This window comes from Streptomyces sp. NPDC005820, assembly GCF_040630255.1.
Taxonomy (GTDB): Bacteria; Actinomycetota; Actinomycetes; order Streptomycetales; family Streptomycetaceae; genus Streptomyces.
On sequence record NZ_JBEXXE010000005.1, the window covers coordinates 276,277 to 296,408 of the forward strand.

Annotated in this window: 14 protein-coding genes; 4 read left to right on the forward strand and 10 right to left on the reverse strand. The window is 73.4% G+C overall.

What is annotated here, in order from left to right; translation table 11 throughout:
- Positions 1–11: 11 nt before the first annotated feature.
- The gene (locus ABZ464_RS08700; protein WP_359272848.1) at positions 12–1,238 is read left to right on the forward strand and encodes a TOMM precursor leader peptide-binding protein; all 1,227 of its coding nucleotides are present in this window, start codon (positions 12–14) and stop codon (positions 1,236–1,238) included.
- Entirely contained in the window at positions 1,231–2,610 is a 1,380-nt protein-coding gene (locus ABZ464_RS08705; RefSeq protein ID WP_359272851.1) for an AarF/ABC1/UbiB kinase family protein, read from the forward strand. The genes ABZ464_RS08700 and ABZ464_RS08705 overlap by 8 nt, the downstream gene beginning before the upstream one ends.
- A 3-nt stretch (positions 2,611–2,613) precedes the next feature.
- On the opposite strand, the gene ABZ464_RS08710 is transcribed toward ABZ464_RS08705, so the two are convergent.
- The 5 genes from ABZ464_RS08710 to ABZ464_RS08730 all read right to left on the reverse strand — a co-directional run bounded on the left by ABZ464_RS08710 (position 2,614) and on the right by ABZ464_RS08730 (position 6,521).
- The gene (locus ABZ464_RS08710; protein WP_359272855.1) at positions 2,614–2,826 is read right to left on the reverse strand and encodes a hypothetical protein; all 213 of its coding nucleotides are present in this window, start codon (positions 2,824–2,826) and stop codon (positions 2,614–2,616) included.
- Between the two features lie 135 nt (positions 2,827–2,961).
- A complete protein-coding gene (locus tag ABZ464_RS08715) occupies positions 2,962–3,285 on the reverse strand; it encodes a hypothetical protein (RefSeq protein WP_359272858.1) in 324 nt (107 codons plus the stop codon).
- Positions 3,282–3,650, reverse strand: a complete 369-nt coding sequence (locus ABZ464_RS08720; RefSeq protein ID WP_359272861.1) for a WhiB family transcriptional regulator — start codon at positions 3,648–3,650, stop codon at positions 3,282–3,284. The genes ABZ464_RS08715 and ABZ464_RS08720 overlap by 4 nt, the downstream gene beginning before the upstream one ends.
- A 164-nt stretch (positions 3,651–3,814) precedes the next feature.
- A complete protein-coding gene (locus ABZ464_RS08725) occupies positions 3,815–4,138 on the reverse strand; it encodes a hypothetical protein (protein ID WP_359272864.1) in 324 nt (107 codons plus the stop codon).
- 145 nt (positions 4,139–4,283) lie between these two features.
- Complete coding sequence (locus tag ABZ464_RS08730) at positions 4,284–6,521, reverse strand: ATP-dependent DNA helicase UvrD2 (protein ID WP_359272867.1); 2,238 nt, start codon at positions 6,519–6,521, stop codon at positions 4,284–4,286.
- A 194-nt stretch (positions 6,522–6,715) separates the two neighbouring features.
- Here ABZ464_RS08730 and ABZ464_RS08735 point away from each other — a divergent pair, with 194 nt between their 5' ends.
- Entirely contained in the window at positions 6,716–6,958 is a 243-nt protein-coding gene (locus ABZ464_RS08735) for a mycoredoxin (RefSeq protein WP_055638267.1), read from the forward strand.
- Between the two features lie 58 nt (positions 6,959–7,016).
- Here the strand turns inward: ABZ464_RS08735 and nudC are convergent, their stop codons facing one another.
- From nudC to ABZ464_RS08760, 5 genes are all read right to left on the reverse strand, one after another.
- Complete coding sequence (nudC, locus tag ABZ464_RS08740; RefSeq protein WP_359272870.1) at positions 7,017–7,961, reverse strand: NAD(+) diphosphatase; 945 nt, start codon at positions 7,959–7,961, stop codon at positions 7,017–7,019.
- A gap of 150 nt (positions 7,962–8,111) precedes the next feature.
- Positions 8,112–9,524: a dipeptidase gene (locus ABZ464_RS08745; RefSeq protein WP_359272873.1), complete on the reverse strand. Its 1,413-nt coding sequence runs from the start codon at positions 9,522–9,524 to the stop codon at positions 8,112–8,114.
- 10 nt (positions 9,525–9,534) lie between these two features.
- Positions 9,535–13,047, reverse strand: coding sequence for an ATP-dependent DNA helicase (locus tag ABZ464_RS08750; RefSeq protein ID WP_359272876.1), 3,513 nt, complete (start codon positions 13,045–13,047; stop codon positions 9,535–9,537).
- A 43-nt stretch (positions 13,048–13,090) separates the two neighbouring features.
- Positions 13,091–16,633, reverse strand: a complete 3,543-nt coding sequence (locus tag ABZ464_RS08755) for an ATP-dependent DNA helicase (protein WP_359272879.1) — start codon at positions 16,631–16,633, stop codon at positions 13,091–13,093.
- Between the two features lie 159 nt (positions 16,634–16,792).
- Positions 16,793–17,200, reverse strand: coding sequence for an MGMT family protein (locus ABZ464_RS08760; protein ID WP_359272881.1), 408 nt, complete (start codon positions 17,198–17,200; stop codon positions 16,793–16,795).
- A gap of 186 nt (positions 17,201–17,386) precedes the next feature.
- Here ABZ464_RS08760 and ABZ464_RS08765 point away from each other — a divergent pair, with 186 nt between their 5' ends.
- Positions 17,387–20,107, forward strand: a complete 2,721-nt coding sequence (locus tag ABZ464_RS08765; protein WP_359272884.1) for a flippase-like domain-containing protein — start codon at positions 17,387–17,389, stop codon at positions 20,105–20,107.
- Positions 20,108–20,132 lie beyond the last annotated feature (25 nt).

Below are 20,132 nucleotides of genomic sequence, written 5' to 3' on the forward strand. Positions count from 1 at the left end.
GGGGGCCTTTGATGCATCCGATGGTGAAGCCCGCGCTGCGGCGCGGCTGGCGGGACCTCAACACCGTGCAGTTCGGGATGGCGCCGGCACACGCGCTGACCCTCGGTCCGGTGGACACGGCGACGGGCAGTTTCCTCGACCTGCTGGACGGCACCCGCGGGCTCGATCTGCTGCGCGCGGAGGGGCGCCGCATGGATCTGCCGGACGGCCATGTGGACCGGCTGGTGGAGCGGCTGGCCCGGGCGGGGCTCCTCGACGACGCGCGCGGGGGCGGGCCGGACGGGGCGGCCCTGCGGGAGAAACAGGAGGTCCTGGACCGGCTCCGGCCCGACCTCGCCTCGCTGTCGCTGACCACGTCCGCTCCGGGCGAGGCGCTCGGCCGGCTCGCGGCCCGGCGCCGGCTGCGGGTGCAGGTTCGCGGCGCGGGCCGGGTCGGCGCGGTGCTGGCGGCGCTGCTGTCGGGCGCGGGGGTCGGTGAGGTGGACGTGCAGGACGGAGGTCTGGTGGAGCCGGGTGACGTGGCGCCGGGCGGGCTGTCCGCCGAGTCGGTCGGCGAGCGCCGGGGCGAGGCCGCCCGCCGTGCCGTGCGCGCCGCCGCCCCGGACCGCGCCCCGCGCAGGCGGACCCGGTCACCGGCCGAGGCGGAAACCCCCGGCCACGCCCTGGTGATCATCGCCGCACGCGACGACGTGTCCGTGCACGCGCCGCCCGAGTCCGCGGCCGACCCCCTGCTCGCCTCGGGCACCCCGCATCTGTACGCGGGGGTGGTGGAGGCGACGGGCGTCGTGGGGCCGCTCGTGCTGCCCGGTGAGACGGGCTGCGCGGGCTGTCTCCAACGGGCGCGCGCCGACCGGGACGAGACCTGGCCGAGGCTGGTCGCGCAATGGCAGTCGGGGCGGCGGCGCCGGGCGCAGGCCTGTGATCTGACCCTGGCCACGACGGTCGCCGGCCTGGCGGCGGCCCACGCGCTCACCTTCCTCGACGGCCGCCTCCCCTCCAGCGCGGGAGCTCGCTGGGAGGTCTCCCTCCCCACCCTGCAGTGGCACTCCCGGCCGGTGTGGCCGCACTCCGCGTGTCCGTGCGGCGCGTCCGGGGAGGGCGCGCAGAAAGGTAAGAGGGAACACACACCCGAGGACGGGGGATCGCACGCGACAATGGCAGGGCAACGGCAATCGAGAGAGTTACGCCGTACGACTGTGGCGGCGCGGCAGGCTGGGACTTGGAGGGCGCATGTCTGATCTTCCCCGGAAGGCGGTCACCCGGACCGCCAAGCTCGCCGCGCTGCCGCTCGGCTTCGCCGGACGGGCGACCTGGGGCCTGGGCAAGCGGATCGTGGGTGAGTCCGCGGAGATCGTCGGCCGTGAGCTGCAACAGCGGACGGCGGAGCAGCTCTTCAAGGTGCTGGGTGAGCTCAAGGGCGGCGCGATGAAGTTCGGGCAGGCCCTGTCCGTCTTCGAGTCGGCCCTGCCCGAGGAGGTCGCCGGCCCCTACCGCGCGGCTCTGACGAAGCTCCAGGACGCGGCGCCGCCGATGCCGACCCGCACGGTGCACTCCGTGCTCGCGGAGCGGCTCGGCGAGGACTGGCAGGACCTGTTCGTCGAGTTCGACGACAAGCCCGCCGCGGCGGCCTCCATCGGCCAGGTCCACCGCGCGGTGTGGCATGACGGACGGGCGGTCGCGGTCAAGGTGCAGTACCCGGGGGCGGGCGAGGCACTGCTCTCCGACCTGAACCAACTCAGCCGTTTCGCCCGCCTGTTGGGTCCTCTGATCCCCGGCATGGACGTCAAGCCGCTGATCTCCGAACTCCGGGACCGGGTCTCCGAGGAGCTGGACTACGGCTTGGAGGCGCAGGCCCAGCAGGCCCACGCGGAGGAGTTCGCCGGAGACCCGGACGTCGTGGTCCCGGCGGTGGTGCACCAGTGCGAGCAGGTCCTGGTCACCGAGTGGATCGACGGCGTCCCCCTGTCCGAGGTGATCTCCGGGGGGACCCAGGAGCAGCGGGACCGCGCCGGACAGTTGCTGTCCCGCTTCCTGTTCTCCGGCCCGGCCCGCACGGGTCTGCTGCACGCCGACCCGCACCCGGGGAACTTCCGGCTGCTGCCCGGCGGGCCGGACGGCGAGGACGACTGGCGGCTCGGTGTCCTGGACTTCGGCACGGTCGACCGGCTCTCGGGCGGTCTGCCGGAACCGATCGGCGAGTCCCTGCGCATGACCCTGGACGGCGAGGCGGACGCGGTCTACGAACTCCTGCGCACGGAGGGCTTCGTCAAGGAGTCCATCGAGCTGGACCCGGACGCGGTCCTCGACTATCTGCTGCCGATCATCGAGCCGGCCAAGGCGGAGGAGTTCACCTTCACCCGCGGCTGGATGCGCAGCCAGGCGGCCCGGATCGCCGATCCCCGCTCCCCCGCCCACCAGTTGGGCAAGCAGCTCAACCTGCCGCCGGCCTATCTGCTGATACACCGGGTGACCCTGAGCACGATCGGGGTGCTGTGTCAGCTCGGCGCGACGGTTCGGCTGCGCGACGAACTGGAGGAGTGGCTGCCGGGGTTCGTCCTGGACGAGGACCTGGAGGAACTCGCGGCACGGGAGTCGGTGGCGGAGGCCTGACGGTCACCACCAGGCCGAGTCCAACCGTCCTTCGATCGCCCTGAGGTTGTCCCGGGCGCAGTTCTCGCAGAAGTGGCGGCGGACGCCGTTCTCCACGGAACAGGTCCAGGTGACGGGCGGCGGCTCCCCGGCCGCGGTGCCGCAGAGGGCGCACACGACGGGCTCGGGCTCGGCCCGGGAACCGTCGTCGTCTTCGTCGCCGGGAGGACTCGTCACCCCGGGGACGATAGCGCCGTCCGCGGCGCGGGACGTGCGCAACGCACCGCGGGGGCCGGTCCGTTCGGACGGACCGGCCCCCGCGGGGACGGTTTCCACCTCCTCTGTCGGGAGGCCACCGCTTCCGGTGTGGGGTTACTGCATCACGGCCATGGCGAGCGCGCGGCGGGCACGCAGCGAGGCGCGCTCGGCGCGGCGCTGCATCCGGCGGGCGGCCACCAGGCGCACGGCCTGTCGGTCACGCTCGGCCTCTTGCAGTCGCTCGTGCATATGCGCACGTGCCAGGGCTTCTGGGATGAGTTGCATCTCTCGGGTCCTGTTCTGACGCGAGTCGATCGCGCCGGTGGTGGTGACGTCTTCGGTCGCGGAGCCTGCGGGCTCGCTGGTGAACGGCTTCATCGGGGCCTGCTTCTGGGGGTCTTGCGTGAGGGGGCGGTCGATCGTTCCTGCGGTGTTCATGCCGTGACCGGGTTCTTGCGCGGGCGACCACGCGGCCGCTTCCGGGCGACGACGACGCCCTGCACGAACAGCTCGCCACCCCAGACGCCCCAGGGCTCACGCCGCTCCTTGGCGCCGGCGAGGCAGGCCTCCATCAGCGGGCAGGTGCGGCAGAGAGACTTGGCGTACTCGACATCGGCCGGCGACTCGGCGAAGAAGACCTCCGGGTCGTAGGAGCGGCAGGGGACGGGTACGCCGAGGTTCTCGATGGCGTCGTCGAGCGCGGTGAGCGCGGTGAGCGGGATCAAGGTGGAGTCCTCCGTGAGGCCGGGCGGGGGGATCGTTTCGGAAGGCGGTACGGACGTGGCGTGCGCTTCGAGTTGCACGGTTTCGTCTTCCTCGTCTGTCGGTCCGACCCTGTTGGGCCGGGTGTCGGCGTTTCTTGTCCCGAGGCCCCTTCGCCCGTCTGTCCCCAGTACGGGGACAAACAGAAGGGCCGCGGATCCCGGTTGGGGTTCCGCGGCCCTGAAGGCGCCGGCCTGATCGACGATCAGACTGGATCACTCCAGGGTTCTGGCCCACGGAAGGCCCACATCAGGTGGTGCTGCGTCTGCTTCCGGAATCCGGCACCGGTCGCGGCGAAGGCATAGGCATGTGCCTGTCCCTTTACTGCTTCCAGTGCCTCGGTCGGTCGCTCATTGCGCTCACGGACGGGAAGGCCCGCGGGAGCAACGGAGGAGGACGCCAGGCGACCGGCACGAATGCCGGACAGACCGGTGCCCAGGGTCGAGGCGCCGAGCATGCACGTGGAGACGACCGAGGGATCGGTCAGTTTGGCGGTGCTGCTGATGGAGCTGCTGTTGATGATGATCACTGGAATCGCCTCCTCTCGGCGTCTCGGGGGACCGGGGGTGAGCCCAGTCCAACGGATATGTAAGTAGAGCACGGATTCAGGGCCTCAGAGAAGGCCGCCGTCCCCGTGTCCTAGAACCTATGGGGATTCCTGGGGCATGCGCAAACTATTTTTTCGACGAGTTCGCATCATCTCCGCGCCGGCCCGCTTCCTCGTCGTCCTCGAGGGGTTGGCCTGCGCAGATGGCCAGCACATCGGCCCCGTAGCGGTGGAGCTTGCGGACTCCGACCCCGGGGATCCGCGCGAGCTCCCCCGCCTCCTCGGGAACGGCCTCGGCGATGGCCATCAACGTCTTGTCGGTGAAGACGCAGAACGCGGGCTGCCCGCCCCGTCGCGCCTGGAGCGCGCGCCACTCCCGCAGCCGCTCGTAGACACCCTCGTCCATGTCGGAGGGGCAGCCCTCGCAGCGCATCAGCTTCATCTCGCCGGCGTCGGTGAGGGTGCGCCCGCAGACCCGGCACCGGGCCGGGGCGCGCTGGGTCCGGCGGGGCACCGCCGCCGCCGCGCCCGCGCCGATGGTGCCGAAGCCGCGCTCGATGCCCCCAGAGGCTCCGCCGCCGCGGGCGGCCCCCGTGCCGGAGCCGGGGCGCAGTCCGTCGAGGAAGCGGCTCGGACGACGGCCGGGACGGCCGCCCGGCGAGCGGGAGAGCGCCCAGGAGACATGGAGGCGCTGACGGGCGCGGGTGACGCCGACGTAGAGGAGGCGGCGCTCCTCCTCGATCTGCTCGTCGGTCCGGGCGTAGGTGATCGGCATCATGCCCTCGGCGACGCCGACCAGGAAGACCACGTCCCACTCCAGGCCCTTGGCCGAGTGCAGCGAGGCGAGGGTGACGCCCTGGACGGTCGGGGCGTGCTGGGCGCCCGCCCGCTCGTCGAGTTCGGCGACCAGGTCGGCGAGGGTGGCGCCGGGCCGGGCGGCCTCGAAGTCCTGGGCGAGGTTGACCAGTGCGGCCAGCGACTCCCAGCGCTCCCTGACGGCCCCGGAGCCCGCGGGGGGCTGTGGGGTCCAGCCTTCGCCGGAGAGGACGGCACGCACCTGCGAGGGCAGGTCGACGGCGTCCTCCAGGAGGGTGTCGTTGCGTCCGAAGCGGGCCGCGCCGCGCAGGGCGACTCCCGCCTTGCGCACCTCGGGCCGGTCGAAGAAGCGCTCGGCGCCGCGCAGTTGGTAGGGGACGCCGAGGTCGGCGAGGGCCTGTTCGTAGGTCTCGGACTGGGCGTTGGTGCGGAACAGGACGGCGATCTCGGCGGCCGGGACGCCGGCGGCGAGGAGGTCCCGGATGCGGCGGGCGGCTCCCTCGGCCTCGGCGGGTTCGTCGGTGTACTCGGTGTAGACGGGTTCGGGTCCGGGGCCGCGCTGGGAGATCAGTTCCAGCCGGTGGTCGGCGGCGCGGCCGCGGGCCTGGGAGAGCAGACCGTTGGCGAGGTGGACGACCTGGGGGGTGGAGCGGTAGTCGCGGACCAGCTTGACGACGGTGGCGCCGGGGTGGCGGGTGCGGAAGTCGAGCAGATGGTCGGGGGTGGCGCCGGTGAAGGAGTAGATCGTCTGGCTGGCGTCGCCGACGACGCAGAGGTCGTCCCGGTCGCCGAGCCACAGCTCCAGCAGCCGCTGCTGGAGGGGGCTGACGTCCTGGTACTCGTCGACGACGAAGTGCTGGTACTGGGCGCGGACCTGCTCGGCGATGTCGTGCCGGTCCTGGAGGACGGCGACGGTCAGCAGCAGGACGTCCTCGAAGTCGATGACTCCGCGGTCGCGCTTGAGGTCCTCGTAGGCGGCGTAGAGCTGGGCGATCTCGGCGGGGTCGCGGGGGGCCTCGCGGCCGGCCCGGACGGCGGCGAGGGCGTAGTCGGCGGGGACGGTCTGAGTGACCTTGGACCACTCGATCTCCGCGGTGGCGTCCCGCAGCTCGCCCCGGTCGAGGCGGAGGCGGCAGGCGGCGGCCGCGTCGGCGACGAGCTGGATCTTGCGGTCGACGAGCCGGGGCAGTGAGCCACCGATCGCTTTCGGCCAGAAGTACTGGAGCTGGCGCAGGGCGGCGGAGTGGAAGGTGCGGGCCTGGACACCCTGGGCGCCGAGCTGGCGGAGCCGGCCGCGCATCTCGCCGGCGGCGCGGTTGGTGAAGGTGACGGCGAGCACGCTGGAGGGCTGGAGGATGCCGGCGCGCACGCCGTAGGCGATGCGGTGGGTGATCGCCCGGGTCTTGCCCGTGCCGGCTCCGGCCAGCACGCACACCGGCCCGTGCAGGGAGGTGGCGACCTCGCGCTGCTCGGGGTCGAGCCCTTCGAGCACCGCGTCGGCCGAGTCGGGGACCCGCGGGAAGAGGGGGGAGTGCGTTGCTGCTGTCACACGGCCATGCTGCCAGGTCGGCGGAGACGGGCGAGCCGGTTGTCCACAGGCGGGGCCTCGCAGTCGTACTAATGCGGCGGACGTCACCCCTGGCCTTGCGTCCCGGTCCTTCGGGACGGGAATGGTGGCGCTTTCAAGTACGTTCCCCCCATACGACCGCCCGTCCCCGACCCCGCCGAAGGAGCACGAGAGACATGCTGGGCACTGTGACGATGTACAGCACCACGTGGTGCGGTTACTGCCAGCGGCTGAAGAAGCAGCTGGAGCGCGAGGGCATCGCGTACACCGAGATCAACATCGAGCAGGACCCGGAGTCCGCGGCGTTCGTGGAGAAGGCGAATGGCGGAAACCAGACGGTACCGACCGTTCTGTTCGCCGACGGTTCGACGCTGACGAACCCGTCGCTGGCGCAGGTGAAGCAGAAGATCAGCGCCTGAGGTCATACGTGAAGGGCGGTCTCCGGCACTCCGGAGACCGCCCTTCACATGTCCTCTGTCACACGAAACTGCGCGTCGGCAGCGGCTTGCCGTACCAGAGCTCGATCAGGCGGGCCGCGATGGAGATGCCGTACGGGGGCAGGACCTCGCCCGCCTCGAAGGCGGCGGTGAGCTCGTCGCGGGAGAACCAGCGGGCCTCGTGGATCTCGTCGCCGTCGACGTCGATCGCGGTGGTGGTGGCGCGGGCCATGAAGCCCAGCATCAGGCTGGACGGGAACGGCCAGGGCTGGCTGGCGATGTATTCGACCTGGCCGACGCTGATCCCGGCCTCCTCGAACACCTCGCGGCGCACGGCCTGCTCGATGGACTCGCCGGGTTCGACGAAGCCGGCGAGCGTCGAGAACCGGCCCTCGGGCCAGTGGACCTGCCGGCCGAGGAGTATGCGGTCGTCCACGTCGGTGACGGCCATGATCACCGCGGGGTCGGTGCGCGGGTAGTGCTCGGCGCCGCAGGCGGGGCAGCGGCGGATGTGCCCGGCCGCGGCGATGACCGTGCGCTCACCGCAGCGGGAGCAGAAGCGGTGGGTGCGCTGCCAGTTCTCCAGGCCGACGGCGTGCACCATCAGGCCCACGTCCCGGGGCGACAGCAGCAGTCCGGCCTCGCGCAGACCGGCGGGGCGCGCGGACTGGTCGATCCGGCCGGGCAGGGCGTCCTTCTGGAGCGCGAAGTAGCTGACGCCTTCCTCGTCGGTGCCCAGGAAGTAGCGGTGCGCCTCGGTGAGGGGGGCCTCGAAGGAGGGCGTCATGACGAGCTCGGTCCGGCCGTCGGACGTCTCGTCGATGAGGACCTGGCCGCCGGAGACGACGAAACAGCGCGTCGTGGGGTGGCTCCACGCGGCGGCGAGCCAGGCCTCGTCGAGCCGGTGGTGGGCGGCCCGGTCGATGCCGCTGGGCGCGGTGAGCGAGATGGGCCTGTCGGCGTTCTGGTCGGTCCAGGTGGTCACGGGTGCTTCCAACTCCCCCGGTGGAACGGTTGATTCGGCGGGCGGTTCAGCGGAACGTGCGGGAGGGGGCGACCGGGCCCGGTGCGGCGCCGCGATGCGGCCTTTCCAGTGTGCGCCGCGCGCAAACCCGCTCCGGGCCGAGCGGGGCCGTCAGGGCGCACGGCGCCAGTTCTCGGCCAGGTCGCCCCAGAGGTACGCGGTGGTCTCGACACCCTTGAGGAGGAGGTCCAGCTCGACCTTCTCGTTCGGCGCGTGCCAGCCGTCCGAGGGGACGGAGATGCCGAGGAACAGCACCGGGGCGTCGAGGACTTCCTGGAGGTCGGCGGCGGGTCCGGAGCCGCCCTCGCGGGTGAAGCGGACGGGCCCTTCGAAGGCACGGCCCATGGCACGGACCACGGACCGCAGGGCGGGGTGGTCGAGCGGGGTCAGGCACGGGCGCGTGGCGGGGCTGAACGTGATCTCGTGGCGGATCCCGGCGGGGATCCGTTCGTCGGCCCAGGCGCGGACGGCCTTCTCGATCCGCTCGGGGTCCTGGCCCGCGACCAGCCGGAAGGACAGCTTGACGAAGGCGGAGGACGGGATGATCGTCTTGCTGCCGGGGCCCTGGTAGCCGCCTCCGATGCCGTTGACCTCGGCGGTCGGGCGGGCCCAGACGCGCTCCAGGGTGGTGTGCCCGGCCTCGCCGTGGGCGGCGTGCGAGGTGGCGGTGCGCAGCCACTGCTCCTCGTCGAAGGGCAGCTCGGCGAAGAGTTCGCGTTCGCGGTCGGTGAGCTCGACGATGCCGTCGTAGAAGCCGGGGACGGCCACGCGCGCGTGCTCGTCGTGCAGGGCGGCGACGAGGCGGGCGACGGCGGTGGCCGGGTTGGGGACGGCGCCGCCGAAGGAGCCGGAGTGGATGTCCTGGTCGGGGCCGAAGAGGCGGATCTCGCACTCGGTGAGGCCGCGCATGCCCGTGCAGACCGTGGGGGTGTCCGGGGACCACATACCGGTGTCGGAGACGATCACGGCGTCCGCGGCGAGCCGCTCGGCGTGCTTCTCGACGAGGGCGCGGAAGTTCGGGGAGCTGGACTCCTCCTCGCCCTCGATCAGCAGCTTGAGGTGGACCGCCGGGGCGGTGCGGCCGGTGGCGGCGAGGTGGGCCCGCACGCCGAGGGTGTGGAAGAACACCTGGCCCTTGTCGTCGGCGGCCCCGCGCGCGTAGAGGCGGTTTCCGCGGACGACGGGCTCGAAGGGGTCGCTGTCCCAGCCGTCCTCGCGGGCGGCGGGCTGCACGTCGTGGTGGCCGTAGACCAGGACGGCGGGGGCCTCGGGGTCGTCCGAGGGCCACTCGGCGTAGACGGCGGGGGCGCCGGGCGTCGGCCAGACCTCGACGGTCGGGAAGCCGGTCTCCGTCAGCTTCGCGGCGAGCCAGTCCGCGCTGCGTCGTACGTCGGGGGCGTGGTCGGGCTGCGCGGACACCGAGGGGATGCGCAGCCACTCGGCGAGGTCGTCGAGGAAGGCGGCGCGGTGCTGCCCGATGTACGTGCGGACGGCGCTGACGGCACTGTCAACGGTATGGCTCATGGTCACGAGCCTATCGGCCCGCGCCGACATCCTCGCCGGGCGGTTGCGCACGGTTTCCTCGCCCTTGGGGTGCCTCGTGCTCCTCCGCCGGGGCGTCCTCGCCCCTCAACAGGCGCTCCAGGGCGGGGCGATCGGGCAGGTCGCGGGGCCGTACGACCTCGCCGGTGCGGACGTAGAGGAACGCCGCTGTGACGGATTCCACGGGCACTCCCTGCTGTTCGGCCCAGGCGAGCCGGTAGAGGGCGAGCTGGAGGGGGTCGGCGGTGCGGGCGCGGTGGGTCTTCCAGTCGACGATCTCGTACGTCGTCGTGTCGCCGTCGTCCTGCCGGTAGACGGCGTCGATCCGGCCCCGTACCACGCGGCCGGCGAGGGCTAGCTGGAAGGGGGCCTCGACGCGGTGGGGGGTGCGGTGGGCGTACTCGGTGCGCTCGAAGGCCTCCTTGAGGGCCTCCAGGTCGCGTTCGTCGGCGATCTCGGCGTCGTCGGCGCCGGGCAGTTCGTCGGGTTCGAGGAGCGGAAGCGTCAACTCCTCGAAGCGGGCTTCCACCCATGCGTGGAACCGGGTGCCCCGGCGCGCGGCCGGTTGCGGGGGGCGCGGCATGGGGCGGGCCAGTTCCTGTGCGAGACCGTCCGGGTCGGCGGCCAGGCGCATCACCTGGGAGGCGGTGAGCGTCGTCGGGAGGGGGACGTCCGTGACGCTCCGGCGGGTGCGCAGGAGCTCGTCGGCGAGGGCGTCGAGGTCGCGGTCCCAGGAGGCGACCGCGCGGGCCTCCTCGGGGGTGAGGGAACCGCGCCGGGGGCGGCCGAGGGGCGGCTCGGGGGCGGTGGCCTGGTGGGGGACGGCGGGGCGGGCGGGTTCCCGGGGCTCCTCTTCGGTGGCGTCGCCGTAGAGGTCGTGGAGGTCGTCGTCGAACGGGTCGGCCTCGTCGTGGGGCGGTTCGTCCTCGTCCGGCGGCGGGGGCCAGTCCGGGTCGTCGTACGTGTCCGGGTCGTGGGTGGCGGCGGGCCGTACGTCGTCCTGGGCGGCGAGGTCGTCGAGGTGGGCGAGGACGGTGTCGGCGGCGGCGCGGCGGCGGGCGAGTGCGTCGGCGTCCAGGGGCAGCGGCCAGACCTGGTCGGCCGTGGCGCGGTGCAGGGCGGGGTTCTCCGCGTCCTCCTCCGGCTCGTCCGCCCAGGCCTCGATCTCGCCGTACCCGGCGACGCAGTGGTCGTACAGGTCCTGCAGGAAGTCGGAGGGGCCGCGGGGCCTCTTCTGGCTGGGGCCCCACCAGTGGCCGGAGCCCAGGAGCAGGGAGCGGGGGCGGGTGAAGGTGACGTAGCCGAGGCGGAGTTCCTCGGTGTGCTGGTGGTCCTTCATGGCCTCGTGGAAGGCCTTCATGCCCCGGGAGTCCCAGGAGTCGATGTCGGGGAGGGTGTCGGCGTCGCCGCGCAGGGCGTGCGGCAGCACCTTGGCCTGGGCGGTCCACTTCTCGCGCCCCTGGCCGCTGGGGAAGGTGCCGGTGACCAGGCCGGGGACGGCGACGACGTCCCACTCCAGGCCCTTGGACTTGTGGGCGGTGAGCACCTTGACGGTGTTCTCGCCGCCGGGCAGGGCGTTGTCGAGGCCCTTCTCGTACTGGGCGGCGGTGCGCAGGAAGCCGAGGAAGGCGAGCAGGCTCGCCTCGCTCTCGGCGGCGGCGAAGGATGCGGCGACGTCGAGGAAGTTCGACAGGGTCTCGCGGCGGCGGGCGGCCAGCGCGTGCGGGGAGGCCGACAGTTCGACCTCGAGGCCGGTGACGGCGAGGACGCGGTGCAGGACGTCCATCAGCGGGTCGGCCAGGGAGCGGCGCAGGTCGCGCAGTTCGGCGGCGAGCCGTGCGAAGCGCACGCGCGCGTCCGGCGAGAACGGCAGTCTGTCGTCCGCGCCGCCCTCCATGGGGGTCTCCAGGAAGGTGTCGAGGGCGTCCGCGAGCGAGATCACCTCGGACGGGTCGACACCTTCGACGGCCTCGGCGAGACGGCGGTCCGGGTCGTCGCCGTCGTCCCCGCGCGCGTGGGCGACGAGCAGCCGGGCCCGTCGGCCGAGGAGGGCGAGGTCGCGCGGGCCGATGCGCCAGCGCGGGCCGGTGAGCAGCCGGACCAGGGAGGCGTTGGCACCGGGGTCCTGGAGGACCTCGCAGACGGCGACGAGGTCGGCGACCTCGGGCAGGTGCAGCAGTCCGGAGAGGCCGACGACCTCGACGGGCACGTCCCGGGCGACGAGGGCGCCCTGGATCTCCGCGAAGTCGGTGGCCGTACGGCACAGGACGGCGATCTCGCCGGGCGCCTTGCCGGTGGCGACGAGGTGGGCGACGGAGTCGGCGATCCAGTCGATCTCCTCGGCGTGGGTGGCCAGGAGCGCGCAGCGGACCAGGCCGTCGCGTTCGGCGCCCGGGGCCGGGCGCAGGGCCTCCACGCCCGCGTGCAGGGCGCGCAGGGGTGCGGCGAGGCCGTTGGCGAGGTCGAGGAGGCGGCCGCCGCTGCGGCGGTTCTCGCTGAGGGCCTGGCGGGTGGCGGGCCGGCCGTCGGCGTGGGCGAAGTGCTCGGGGAAGTCGTCGAGGTTGGCGACGGAGGCGCCGCGCCAGCCGTAGATGGCCTGGCAGGGGTCGCCGACGGCGGTCACGGGGTGGCCGGTGCCGTCGCCGAACAGTCCGGCCAGGAGGATGCGCTGGGCGACGGAGGTGTCCTGGTACTCGTCGAGGAGGACCACGCGGAACTCGTCCCGCAGGATCCGGCCCACCTCGGGGACCTGGGCGAGCTGTGCCGCGAGGGCGATCTGGTCTCCGAAGTCCAGCAGGTCGCGTTGGCGTTTGGCCGCGCGGTAGCGGACCACCAGGTCGGCCAGCTCGCGCCGGGCGGCGGCGGCCTCGGGCACCTTGCGCAGGTCGGCGTTGCTGAGCCGGGCGCCCTCCAGGGTGGCCAGCAGTCCGGCGTCCCAGGTGCGGAGCTTCTCGGGGCGTACGAGGTGTTCGGCGAGCTCGGAGTCGAGGGCGAGGAGGTCGCTGACCAGGTCGGCGAAGGAGCGGGTGAGCGAGGGGTAGGGGCCGGGGGCCTCGCGCAGCACGCGTGCGGCGAGCTGGTAGCGGGTGGCGTCGGCGAGGAGGCGGGAGGTCGGCTCCAGGCCGATGCGCAGGCCGTGATCGGTCAGCAGCCGGCCCGCGAAGGCGTGGTACGTGGAGATCACCGGCTCGCCCGGCGGGTTGTCCGGGTCGATGGCGTCGGGGTCGGTGACGCCGGCCCTGACCAGTGCCTTGCGGACGCGTTCGGCGAGTTCGCCGGCCGCCTTGTTGGTGAAGGTCAGGCCGAGGACCTGTTCCGGGGCGACCTGGCCGGTGCCGACCAGCCAGACCACGCGCGCGGCCATCACCGTCGTCTTGCCCGACCCGGCTCCGGCCACGATCACCTGCGGGGCGGGCGGCGCGGTGATGCAGGCCGTCTGCTCCGGGGTGAAGGGGATCCCGAGGAGCTCCTTGAGCTGCTCGGGATCGGTGATGCGGGCGGGCATGAAAAGAGGCTAACGGCGGGCACCGACATCGCTGACCACCCGCTCACTCCACCACGTGCCGCCCCTCGGGCCGCGCGGTGCACGACGCCCGGAACGCGCAGTGGGCGCAGTGCTGGCCGGCGCTGGGGGTGAACCGCTCGTCGAGGACCTTGCCGGCCGCCGTGGCGAGCAGTTCGCCGACCCACTCCCCCTCCAGTGGCTCCTGTGCCTGGACCTTCGGCAGGGTCTCGCCGCCGTCCCGCTTGGCGGCGCCCTGACGGAGCTGTACGAGCTCGGCGCCGCCGGGCTCCGGTCGCGCGCCGTCGAAGGCGTCGTCGACGGCCCCCTCACGGACGGCCAGCTGATAGACGGCGAGCTGCGGGTGGCGGGCCACCTCGGCCCCTGACACCTGGCCCTTGCCGGTCTTGAAGTCGACGACATAGGCGCGGCCCTCGGCGTCCGCCTCCACGCGGTCCATCTGACCGCGGATGCGCACCTCGTAGTCGCCCGCTTCGAGGGTGACGTCGAAGTCGCGCTCGCTGGCGACGGGCGTGCGTCCCGCGCGGTCCCGCACATGCCACTGGAGGAAGCGTTCGAGCGCCACGCGCGCGTTGCCCTTCTCCTGCTCCGACTTCCAGGGCGCGTCGAAGGCGAGCGCGTTCCACACGGAGTCGAGGCGCTCCATGAGGACGTCGAGGTCGGCCGGGGTGTGCCCGGAGGCCACCTCGTCGGCGAGGACGTGCACGACGTTGCCGAAGCCCTGGGCGACGGTGGCGGGCGCGTCGGCCTTCACCTCGCGGCCCAGGAACCACTGCAGGGCGCAGGTGTTGGCGAGCTGGTCGAGGGCGCTGCCGGAGAGCACGACGGGCTGGTCTCGGTCGCGCAGCGGGACGCTGCTCGCGGTCGGCTCGAACATGCCCCACCAGCGGTGGGGGTGCGCGGACGGCACCAGCGGGCGGCCGTCCTCGTCGGCGAGTGCGGCCAGGCGGGCGAGCCGGCGGGCGGCGGCCTCCCGGAGGGCGGCGGAGACGCGGGGGTCGACCGTCGTGGCGCGCAGTTCGGCGACGAGCGCGGCGACGGACAGGGGGCGGCGGGGGCGGCCGGTGACGTCCCTGGGTTCCACGCCGAGCTCGGTGAGGAAGCGGGAGGGCTGGTCGCCGTCGTCGGCGGGTGCCTTCACGGCGGTGACGACGAGCCGGTCACGCGCGCGCGTGGCGGCCACGTAGAACAGTCGGCGTTCCTCGGCGAGCAGCGCGCCCGGGGTGAGCGGCTCGGCGAGTCCGTCGCGGCCGATGCGGTCGGCCTCCAGGAGGGAGCCGCGGCGGCGCAGGTCCGGCCACAGGCCTTCCTGGACGCCGACGACGACGACCAGACGCCACTCGAGGCCCTTGGCGCGGTGGGCGGTCATCAGCCGGACGGCGTCGGGGCGTACCGCGCGGCGGGTGAGGGTGTCGGCGGCTATGTCCTCGGCCTCGATCTCGGCGAGGAAGTTCAGGGCGCCGCGGCCGCCGGTGCGTTCCTCCGCGCGCGCGGCGGTGGCGAACAGCGCGCAGACGGCGTCCAGGTCGCGGTCGGCGTTGCGTCCGGCCGCGCCGCCGCGGCGGGCGACCCGTTCCAGGCGGGTGGGCCAGGGCGTGCCCTCCCAGAGGTCCCACAGCGCCTCCTCGGCGGTGCCGCCGCGTGCGAGGCGCTCGCGGGCCGTGGCGAGCAGCGCGCCGAGGCGCTGGGCGCCGCGCGCGTACGCCGGGTCGTGGGTGACGAGCCGCTCCGGTTCGGCGAGGGCGCGGGTGAGCAGGTCGTCGGAGGGCGGCGGCAGCGGGTTGCCCGCGGCGCGCTCCTCCTCGCGCAGGGCGCGTCCCAGGCGGCGCAGATCGGCGGCGTCCATGCCGGCGAGCGGCGAGGCGAGGAGGCTGAGGGCGGTCTCGGTGTCGAGCCAGCAGGGGGCGTCCTGCACGGTGGCCTCGGCGGCCTCGGTGACCCCGGCGGCCTCAGTGGCCCTGGCGGCCTCAGTGGTCCCGGCGGCCTCAGTGGCCCCGGCGGCCTCAGTGGCCCCGGCGGCCTCAGTGGCCCCGGCGGTCGTGGTGGCCCCGGCAGCCCCGGCGGTCGTGGTGGCCCCGGCAGCCCCGGTGACCGTGGTGGCCCCGGCAGCCGTGGCTTTGGTGCCCCCGGTGGCCTCGGTGGTCGTGGCCTCGGTGGCCTCCTCGCCCCGGGAGGCTTCCGCGCTCGCCACCGCCCGCAGGGCCGTCAGCAGGGGGGCCACGGCGGGTTCGTGGCGCAGGGGCAGGTCGTCGCCGTCGATGTCGAGGGGGACGCCGGCCGCTGTGAGGGCGCGGCGGACCGTGGGGATCGTGCGGGAGCCGGCGCGGACCAGGACGGCCATGTCGCCCCAGGCCACCCCGTCCTCCAGATGGGCGCGGCGCAGGATGTCGGCGACGTTGTCCAGCTCGGTGCCGGGGGTCGGGTACGTGTAGACCTCGACGCGGCCGCCCTCGCGTGTGGGGACGAGTTCGCGGTGGGCGCGGACCTTCTCCGCCGGGAGACGGGTCAGGGGCATGCGCCGGGTCAGCAGCCGGGTGGCGGCGAGCAGGGCGTCGCCGGAGCGGCGGGAGGTGCGCAGGACCTCGACGGAGGCCGGGCGGCCGTCGGAGCGGGGGAAGGTGCGAGGGAAGTCCAGGATGCCGTTCACATCGGCGCCCCGGAAGGTGTAGATCGACTGGTCGGGGTCACCGAGGGCGACGAGGGTGCGGCCGCCGCCGGCCAGGGCGTGCAGCAGTCGTACCTGGGCCGGGTCGGTGTCCTGGTACTCGTCGACGTACACGGCGTCGTACTGCGCGGCCAGCCTCAGGGCGGTCTTGGGGCGGTGGGCCAGGAGGACCGCGCGGTGGACGAGTTCGGCGTAGTCGATGACGCCGTGCAGGTCGAGGACGTCGAGGTACTCGGCGAGGAAGGCGGCGGCGGCCCGCCAGTCGGGGCGGCCGATGCGGGCGGCGAAGGCGTCCAGGGCGTCGGGGCCGAGGCCGAGTTCCCGGCTGCGGGCGAGCACCGCGCGGACCTCGTCGGCGAACCCGCGCGTGGTGAGACAGGCGCGCAGTTCGTCCGGCCAGCGGACGTGGGCGAGGCCGAGCCGCTGCAGGTCGAGCTGTCCGGCGAGCAGTTCACGGACGGCCACGTCCTGCTCGGGGCCGGACAGCAGCCGCAGGGGCTCCGCGAACAGTTCGCCGTCCTGGTGGGCGCGGACCAGGGCGTAGCAGTAGGAGTGGAAGGTGGTCGCCTGGGGCGCGCGGGCGGCGCCCATGCGCAACGCCATCCGGTCGCGCAGTTCCACGGCCGCCTTGCGGCTGAAGGTCAGCACCAGCACGCGCGCGGGGTCGCCGCCGCGGGCGACGCGGGCCGCCACGGACTCGACGAGGGTGGTGGTCTTGCCGGTGCCCGGGCCGGCGAGGACGAGCAGCGGACCGGTGACGTGGTCAACCACGGAGCGCTGTGCGGCGTCCAGACGAGGGGGGGCGGTCCGAGTGGGCGGGGTGCGGACCAGTCGGTAAGCGCCACGGTTCCCCTGTCGACCCTGGGGGTACGACAGGCGCCTGGTGGAGGAAGAGGAGCTCACGTGGTTCGCCGGTCCTGGTGGGTGTGCTGGTTGATCGAGGGCCGCTTTCTCCGCCCCGCGCCCCTCGAACGTACGCCATGCCACCGACGTGCCCGGTTTTCCTGTTTTCCCCCGTACGGGCCACAGGGTCCCCTCGGGCAGGTCGGATGGCGGAAGCTGTCAGGTGTGACCGTCCGCGCGTTCGCCGCCGTCCCAGCGGGCCCGCCGCATGTCGAGCCGCGGCAGGTGGCCCTCGGCGGCCCTGCTCGCCTCCTTCAGCGGCGTGCCCTCGTCGCGGTAGTGGCCGAGCGCCCGCAGCTCGTGACCGGGCAGCAGCGCCCCGTCCGCGCGCACCACACGCCACCACGGCACGGCGCCGCCGTAGAGGGCCATCACCCGGCCGACCTGCCGGGGCCCGCCCTCGTCGAGCCACTCGGCGACGTCCCCGTACGTCATGACCCGCCCCGGCGGGATCAGCTCCGCGACCTCGAGGACCCGCTCGGCATACTCCGGCAGCGCGTCGGGGTACTCGGGGCGGGCGTCGTGCCGCTCCGGGCGGGCGTCGTCCGGGATGCTCTGCTCGCTCATCCGCCCCATCCTGCCGCACCCCGCCGACAGGGCGACCGCGGTGTGACCGTGCGTGACCCTCGCCCCCGGGCGGTGCGTCGGGCAGACTGTGCGCCCCCGCGTTTGCACCCTGATGCCCCCGTGTGTCGGTGGAGCATGCCACCATCGTGCGGGCGGTGACCGGTGATACGAGATCAAGAAGAGACGATGAAGCAGCAGGGTGTGCATCCCGAGGACGCGGAGGGCACCTCTGACGCTGCGTCGCGCCCGGACCGCCCCGACAGCTCGGACGGCAAGGTCGGAGAGGAGCCGCTCGACGAGTCGTGCGAGGAAGTACACATCGACGAGGTCGAGGGCGACGAACCGCTGCTCCCCGCGCGCGTGCACCGCCCCTCCGACCTCATGCGGCTGCTGGTGGGCGTGCTCGCCGTCATCGTGCTGCTGGGCATCGCCGCCTTCGCCCACGGAACGACCTCGGGTCTCGAACAGGACATCAACAAGGGCACCGGTCAGGCGCCGGACCTGCTCATCAAGATCGCGGGGCTGGCGTCCAGCATCGCGATCCTGCTGGTCCCGGTGGCCTTCGCGATCGAGCGGCTGATCAAACGGGACGGGCTGCGCATCGCCGACGGCGTGCTCGCCGCCGTCCTCGCGCACGGTGTGACACTCGCCACGGACCTGTGGGTCGCCAAGGCGGCCCCGGACTCCATCCAGGAGGCCCTCACCCAGCCCTCCCCCGGCGACATCCACGCCCTCACCGACCCCGTGCACGGCTATCTCGCCCCGGTCATCGCCTATATGACGGCCGTCGGCATGTCGCGCCGGCCGCGCTGGCGCGCGGTGCTGTGGATGGTGCTGCTCCTCGACGCGTTCTCGATGCTGGTCACCGGCTACACCACGCCGTTCTCGATCATCCTGACGGTACTGATCGGCTGGACCGTGGCCTACGGGACGCTGTACGCGGTCGGCTCGCCGAACGTGCGGCCCACGGGACGGACGCTGATGGCGGGCCTGCGGCACGTCGGCTTCCATCCGGTGAGCGCGGCCCGCGAGGAGGGGCCGGACACCTCCGAGACCGGCGACCGCGGCCGACGCTACTTCGTCACCCTGGAGGACGGCCCGCCGCTGGACGTCACCGTGGTCGACCGGGAGCAGCAGGCCCAGGGATTCTTCTACCGCGCGTGGCGCAATCTGACCCTGCGCGGCTTCGCCACCCGCAGCAGCCTGCAGTCGCTGCGCCAGGCGCTGGAGCAGGAGGCGCTGCTCGCCTACGCGGCGATCGCGGCGGGCGCCAACGCTCCCAAGCTGATCGCCACCTCCGAGCTCGGCCCCGACGCCGTGATGCTCGTCTACGAACACACCGGCGGGCGCACGCTGGACTCGCTGGCGGACGACGACATCACCGACGACCTGCTGCGGGACACCTGGCACCAGGTGCGCGCCCTGCAGTCCCGGCGTATCGCGCACCGCCGGCTGGTGGGGGACGCGGTCCTGGTGGATCGTTCCGGCACGGTGATCCTCACCGATCTGCGCGTCGGCGAGATCGCGGCGGGCGATCTGCTGCTGCGCATGGACATCTCCCAGCTGCTCGTGACCCTGGGGCTCAGAGTGGGCGCCGAGCGCGCGGTCGCCTCGGCGGTGGGTGTGCTCGGCCCGGACGCGGTGGCGGACTGTCTGCCGATGCTGCAGCCCATCGCGCTCAGTCGCTCCACGCGCGCGACGCTGCGCCGACTGGCCCGGGAGCGGGCGCAGCGCGAGCGTGAGGCGGTCCTCGAGGCGTCCCGGCAGGCCAAGCAGGCCCGGCTGGAGGCGGGACACGAGGCGGAGCCGGTCTCCGAGAAGGCCGAGAAGAGGGCCGTACGGGCACAGGCGCGTGCCGAGAAGCGGGCCATCGACGACGCCCTGGAGGAGGCCCGCGAGGAGGATCTGCTGACCCAGATCCGGCACCAGGTGCTGCGGATCCGGCCCCAGGCGCCGGTCGAGCCGGCCCGGCTGGAGCGGGTGCGGCCGCGCACCCTGATGAGCTTCATCGCCGGTGCGATCGGCGCGTACTTCCTGCTGACGCAGCTCACGCACATCGAGTTCGGCCCGCTCGTCGCCAACGCCGAGTGGGGCTGGGTCGCGGCGGCCGTGCTGTTCTCGGCGCTGAGCTATGTCGCCGCCGCGATGAGCCTGCTGGGGTTCGTGCCGGAGCGGGTGCCGTTCCTGCGGACCGTCGCCGCGCAGGTCGCGGGGTCGTTCGTGAAGATCGTGGCCCCGGCCGCGGTCGGCGGGGTCGCGCTCAACACACGTTTCCTGCAGCGTTCGGGGGTGCGCCCCGGGCTCGCGGTGGCGAGCGTCGGCGCGTCGCAGCTGTTCGGGCTCGGCTGCCACATCCTGATGCTGCTGTCGTTCGGCTATCTGACCGGGACCGAGAAGACACCGTCGCTGTCGCCGTCCCGCACGGTCATCGCGGGTCTGCTGACGGTGGCGGTGCTGGTGCTGGTGGTGACATCGGTGCCGTTCCTGCGGAAATTCGTCTCCACGCGCGTGCGGTCGCTGTTCGCGGGTGTCGTGCCGCGCATGCTGGACGTGCTGCAGCGGCCCCAGAAGCTGGTCACCGGCATCGGCGGCATGCTGTTGCTGACGTTCTGCTTCGTGATGTGCCTGGACGCGTCGATCCGCGCGTTCGGCACCGAGTCGTCCTCGATCAGCATCGCCAGCGTCGCGGTCGTCTTCCTCGCCGGCAACGCGCTGGGCTCCGCCGCCCCGACCCCGGGCGGTGTCGGAGCGGTCGAGGCGACGCTGACGGTCGGTCTGATCGCGGTGGGCCTGCCCAAGGAGGTGGCCGCCCCCGCGGTGCTGCTCTACCGGCTGCTGACCCTGTGGCTCCCGGTGCTGCCGGGCTGGCTGGCCTTCAACCACCTGAGCCGCAAGGGCGCGCTCTAGAGGCGGTACCTCGTACGGCCCGCGC

Excerpts from the sequence above, each read along its gene's own strand:
- ABZ464_RS08750 (WP_359272876.1), bottom strand. The coding sequence starts at position 13,047 with ATGCCCGCCCGCATCACCGATCCCGAGCAGCTCAAGGAGCTCCTCGGG.
- ABZ464_RS08735 (WP_055638267.1), top strand. The coding sequence starts at position 6,716 with ATGCTGGGCACTGTGACGATGTACAGCACCACGTGGTGCGGTTACTGC.
- ABZ464_RS08705 (WP_359272851.1), top strand. The coding sequence starts at position 1,231 with ATGTCTGATCTTCCCCGGAAGGCGGTCACCCGGACCGCCAAGCTCGCC.
- ABZ464_RS08715 (WP_359272858.1), bottom strand. The coding sequence starts at position 3,285 with ATGAACACCGCAGGAACGATCGACCGCCCCCTCACGCAAGACCCCCAG.
- ABZ464_RS08760 (WP_359272881.1), bottom strand. The coding sequence starts at position 17,200 with ATGAGCGAGCAGAGCATCCCGGACGACGCCCGCCCGGAGCGGCACGAC.
- ABZ464_RS08765 (WP_359272884.1), top strand. The coding sequence starts at position 17,387 with ATGAAGCAGCAGGGTGTGCATCCCGAGGACGCGGAGGGCACCTCTGAC.
- ABZ464_RS08700 (WP_359272848.1), top strand. The coding sequence starts at position 12 with ATGCATCCGATGGTGAAGCCCGCGCTGCGGCGCGGCTGGCGGGACCTC.
- ABZ464_RS08745 (WP_359272873.1), bottom strand. The coding sequence starts at position 9,524 with ATGAGCCATACCGTTGACAGTGCCGTCAGCGCCGTCCGCACGTACATC.